This window comes from Burkholderia sp. Se-20378, assembly GCF_017104665.1.
In the GTDB taxonomy this organism is placed as follows: Bacteria; Pseudomonadota; Gammaproteobacteria; order Burkholderiales; family Burkholderiaceae; genus Burkholderia; species Burkholderia lata.
Map to the genome: position 1 here is coordinate 1 of NZ_JAAGPG010000623.1, position 4,612 is coordinate 4,612.

The 4,612-nt window shown below is 65.9% G+C and carries 5 protein-coding genes; 2 read left to right on the plus strand and 3 right to left on the minus strand.

All coding sequences use genetic code 11. The features are described from left to right. Together G3N93_RS35010 and dapF are read right to left on the minus strand one after the other, a co-directional pair. Positions 1–593: DUF484 family protein (locus tag G3N93_RS35010; RefSeq protein ID WP_241026831.1), on the minus strand; the 593-nt coding region annotated here is incomplete at its 3' end. Between the two features lie 37 nt (positions 594–630). Further along, on the minus strand, positions 631–1,500 hold the full coding sequence (dapF, locus tag G3N93_RS35015; protein WP_174947702.1) for a diaminopimelate epimerase: 870 nt from the start codon (positions 1,498–1,500) through the stop codon (positions 631–633). Between the two features lie 281 nt (positions 1,501–1,781). Between dapF and G3N93_RS35020 the strand changes: the two genes are divergently transcribed. Continuing rightward, positions 1,782–2,063 carry a HigA family addiction module antitoxin gene (locus G3N93_RS35020; RefSeq protein ID WP_206135014.1) on the plus strand — a complete coding sequence of 94 codons (282 nt, stop codon included), beginning with the start codon at positions 1,782–1,784 and terminating at the stop codon, positions 2,061–2,063. A 48-nt stretch (positions 2,064–2,111) separates the two neighbouring features. On the opposite strand, the gene lpxL is transcribed toward G3N93_RS35020, so the two are convergent. Next, positions 2,112–2,996 (minus strand): lauroyl acyltransferase LpxL, encoded by an 885-nt coding sequence (gene lpxL / locus G3N93_RS35025; RefSeq protein WP_206135015.1) that lies wholly within the window; start codon positions 2,994–2,996, stop codon positions 2,112–2,114. A gap of 265 nt (positions 2,997–3,261) precedes the next feature. On the opposite strand from lpxL, the gene metK reads away from it, so the two are divergent. Continuing rightward, positions 3,262–4,449, plus strand: coding sequence for a methionine adenosyltransferase (gene metK / locus G3N93_RS35030; protein ID WP_011353531.1), 1,188 nt, complete (start codon positions 3,262–3,264; stop codon positions 4,447–4,449). Positions 4,450–4,612: the final 163 nt, after the last annotated feature.

A 4,612-nucleotide genomic window follows, 5' to 3' on the forward strand; every position in this document is an offset into this window, starting at 1 on the left:
CTCCCGCGATCTACCCGCTTGCCACCACTCTTCGCCGCCACGACGCTCTTCCGACTCCGGGCCGGCGGTGCGGCTTCCGGCCTTGCCGCCGCATTCGGGGCCGAGGCGGCGACCGCGGGCGCGAGCCACTGCGCGGCTTCGAAGCCCGTGTTCGCGCCGCAGTACGGCGTCGACAGCCCATTCGTGAACAGGCGCACTTCCTCGCCGACCTGACGCGCGAAATCGGCCTGCGAGTAGGTGTCGGCGACGTCCCACACGCGCAGCGCCGTCTGCGGCACGTCGAATACTTCGGCGATGCCGTCGGCGATCGTGCGCGGCAGCGCGTACGGATCGCGTTCCGCGATCACGCGTGCGGTCCAGCGGCTGAACTTCGCGGACAGGCTGTCGTTCTCGTGGCCGTAGCGCACGAGTTCGGCGAGCCGGCGCTCGAGATGCTTGTTCTTGTCGCGCAGCATCTCCATCTGCCGCTCCTGCAGCGAGATCGCGGCCTTGCCGTGCGGGTTCGCGAGGCGGATCGTCGCGAGCAGTTCGGCGTGCTGCGCGAAGAATTCGGGATTGGCGAGCAGGTAGTCGGCGACTTCGCGATCGTTCATGTGGCTGGAGCGTTCAGTTATCAAGGACGTTGCGGGGTCAGGCGGGCAGGTCGATCTCGCCTTCGAACACGGTCGTGGCGGGGCCGGCCATCATCAGCGCGGCGGCTTCGTCGCGCGCGCCGTCCCAGCTGATCGTCAGCGTGCCGCCGTGCGTGTGCACGGTCACGGGCGAATCGAGCAGGCCGCGCCGGATGCCGGCCGCGACCGCCGCGCACGCGCCGGTGCCGCACGCGAGCGTCTCGCCCGCCGCGCGTTCGTACACGCGCAGCTTCACTTCGCTGCGCGACACGAGCTGCATGAAGCCGGCGTTCACGCGCTCCGGGAAGCGCGCGTGGTGCTCGATCAGCGGGCCTTCTTCGAGCACCGGATACGCCTCGGTGTCGTCGACGACCTGCACCGCGTGCGGGTTGCCCATCGTCACCGTCGAGATCCAGCGCGTCGCGCCGCCGACGTCGAGCGGCCACAGCGTGTCGTGGCCTTCGGTGCGGCCGTCGAGGCCTGCTGCATCGAACGGCACTTGTGCCGGCGTGAACACGGGCGCACCCATGTCGACGACGACTTCGCCGTTGTCCTGCATCGTCAGCGTGATCAGGCCCTTCATCACCTGCACGCGCACGCTGCGCTTGTCGGTCAGGCCGCGGTCGCTGACGAATTTCACGAAGCAGCGTGCGCCGTTGCCGCAGTGTTCGACCTCGCCGCCGTCGCAATTGAAGATCCGGTACTTGAAATCCACGCCGTCGACGGTCGGTTTTTCGACGAGCAGCAGCTGGTCGGCGCCGATGCCGAAGTGACGATTGGCGAGCGCACGCACCTGCGCTTCGGTGAGCGGCGGCAACGCGCGCGAATAGCCGTCGAGCACGACGAAGTCGTTGCCCGCGCCGTGCATCTTGGTGAACGAGAGTTTCACTGGGTCCGGATTTCCATGGCGAACAAGGCGGTCAGCGCGGCGCGCGCGACGCCGCGCCATGCCGGGCGGCCTCGTTCGTCGTGCTGATCTCAACCGCAAATGATACATGCAGCCGACAGGGGCGTCCTGCGCGGGCGGGGGCATGAGAGGGATGGCGAGGATGGCGAAGGCATGGAGTGAATCGAGCGAGCACTTTCGTACGAGTCAAATTAACCGGGCAACCGAACGAATCGCATAGTTTGGTCGCACGAAAACGGCTCCGCGACCTGGTCAGGAAAGCCATGACTCACATCTTCAATCCACCTCATCCTGGTGAAGCCCTGCGCGATGACGTGCTGCCGGCGTTCGGCCTTACCGTCACCGAGGCCGCCGCTCGGCTTGGCGTATCGCGTGCCGCGCCGTTGCGGATCCTGCACGGCCATGCCGGCATCTCGCCGGAAATGGCGCTGCGTCTCGAAGCGTGGCTCGGGGAGGACAACGGCGGGCGTGCCGACCCATGGCTCGCGCAGCAGGTCGGGTTCGATTCGTGGCGGGCGCGCGCACAAAGCGTGCAGAAGGTGTAGAGAGGAGTGCGGGCGCGCACATGAAGGCGCGCCCGCGGATTGCGAGGGTCAGTACAGGCTCGGCTCGCCGTTCGGGCGCGTCTTGAAGCGCTTGTGGACCCAATAATATTGCTCGGGCATCAGCGGGATCTGTTCCTCGAGGAATTCGTTCATCCGTCGCGCGTCGAGATCGTCGTCGCCGGTCGGGTACTGATCCCACGGCTTGAATACCTTCAGACGGTAGCCCTTGTAGTTCGGCAGCACCTCGCCGATGAACGGCACGACCTGCGCACGGCCGGTCTTCGCGAGCCGGCCGACCGCCGTCAGCGTGCAGGCGGGCACGCCGAAGAACGGGACGAACGTCGAATTGCGCAGCCCGTAGTCCATGTCGGCGCCGAGCATCACCGGCTTGCGGTCGCGCAGCCAGCGCAGCACGACGCGCGCGCTGTCCGCGCGGCCGACCATCTCGGCGTCGAAACGCCCACGTGCCTTCTTTGCCTCTTCTTCGAGCACCGCGTTCGAGAACGGCTGGTAGAGCGACCCGCAGCGGCGGTGCAGCGAACGATTCAGCCAGATCGAGCCGGCCTCGATGCCGACGAAATGCAGGCCGAGGAACAGCGTCGGCGGCAGGTTCGGATCGTCGAGGTCGACCGCGCTGTCGACCTGGATCAGCTTCGCGAGCTTTTTCTCCGAGCCGAACCATTGCACGCTGCGTTCGACGTAGCTGCGGATCGCATGGCGGAAGTGTTGCCCGGCGATTTCCTCGCGATGTTCGTCGCTCCAATCAGGGAAGCAGAGTTTCAGATTGGTGTGTACGATGCGCTTTCGCCGGCTGGGGATCTTGTAGAGCAGCCAGCCGAGACCATCGCCGAACCGTGCGGTCAGGCCGTACGGCAATAGGGCGAGCAGTTTCAGCAAGCCAATGGCGAGGTGCGTGGCTAGACGACCTAGCATGCGAAACCTCCGTGGGACCGGCTGGCCGGCGCTTTGCGAACAGGGTGGTGAAACAGCGGAAGATGCAGCACGGGCGGCGCTCTGTGACAATTCAGGAAAGCCGCTATAATACGGGCTTCGCCGAGTTAACTGACAACTTGCGGGGCGAAGCCGGTTAGCGTTACACGCGCTGCCCGGTCCTGGTAATCCGCTAAAGCGTCGCCGCTTCAGGCCCAACGAAGCTGGCTACGTGAAACCAACCGTAACCACACAGGAGCCTGAAAAAGTGGCAAACGATTACCTCTTCACGTCCGAATCCGTCTCTGAAGGCCATCCGGACAAAGTCGCGGACCAAATCTCGGACGCGATCCTCGACGCCATCCTCGAGCAAGACAAGTATTCCCGCGTTGCGGCGGAAACGCTGTGCAACACGGGTCTCGTCGTCCTGGCCGGTGAAATCACCACGACGGCCAACATCGACTACATCCAGATCGCGCGCGACACGATCAAGCGCATCGGCTACGACAACACCGACTACGGCATCGACTACAAGGGTTGCGCCGTGCTCGTTGCGTACGACAAGCAGTCGCCGGACATCGCCCAGGGCGTCGATCGTGCACACGACGACAACCTCGACCAGGGCGCGGGCGACCAGGGTCTGATGTTCGGTTACGCGTGCGATGAAACGCCGGAACTGATGCCGCTGCCGATCTATCTGTCGCACCGCCTCGTCGAGCGTCAGGCCAGCCTGCGCCGCGACGGCCGCCTGCAATGGCTGCGCCCGGACGCGAAGTCGCAGGTGACGGTCCGCTACGTCGACGGCAAGCCGCATTCGATCGACACCGTCGTGCTGTCGACGCAGCACGCACCGGACATCGAGCTGCCGGCGCTGCGTGAAGCCGTGATCGAGGAAATCATCAAGCCGACGCTGCCGGCCGACCTGATCAAGGGCGACATCAAGTTCCTGGTGAACCCGACCGGCCGGTTCGTGATCGGCGGCCCGCAGGGCGATTGCGGCCTGACCGGCCGCAAGATCATCGTCGACACGTACGGTGGTGCCGCACCGCACGGCGGCGGCGCGTTCTCGGGCAAGGATCCGTCGAAGGTCGACCGTTCGGCTGCATACGCAGGCCGCTACGTCGCGAAGAACATCGTCGCCGCCGGCCTCGCGTCGCGCGCGCTGATCCAGGTGTCGTACGCGATCGGCGTTGCCGAGCCGACCTCGGTGATGGTCAATACGTTCGGCACGGGCCGCGTGTCGGATGCGGTGATCACGAAGCTCGTGCGCGAGCATTTCGACCTGCGTCCGAAGGGCATCATCAAGATGCTCGACCTGCTGCGCCCGATCTACGAGAAGACCGCTGCTTACGGCCACTTCGGCCGCGAAGAGCCGGAATTCTCGTGGGAAGCGACCGACAAGGCGCTCGCCCTGGCCGAAGCGGCCGGCGTCGAGCCGACGGCACGCGTCGCGTAAGCGTCGCTCGCCTCAAATGAAAAACCCCGGCAAAGCCGGGGTTTTTTTATGGGTTCCGATCGCCGGGGCAATCGGACCAGCGGGCCACGGCGCGACGGCGATCGTCGCGCGCGGTGCCCGCCGGCGTGCGCTCAGCGCGCGCCGAACCCGAACCAGCCGTTGC

Bases quoted from the DNA above. Each gene is read 5' to 3' on its own strand.
- G3N93_RS35020 (WP_206135014.1), top strand. From the start codon at position 1,782: ATGACTCACATCTTCAATCCACCTCATCCTGGTGAAGCCCTGCGCGAT.
- lpxL (WP_206135015.1), bottom strand. From the start codon at position 2,996: ATGCTAGGTCGTCTAGCCACGCACCTCGCCATTGGCTTGCTGAAACTG.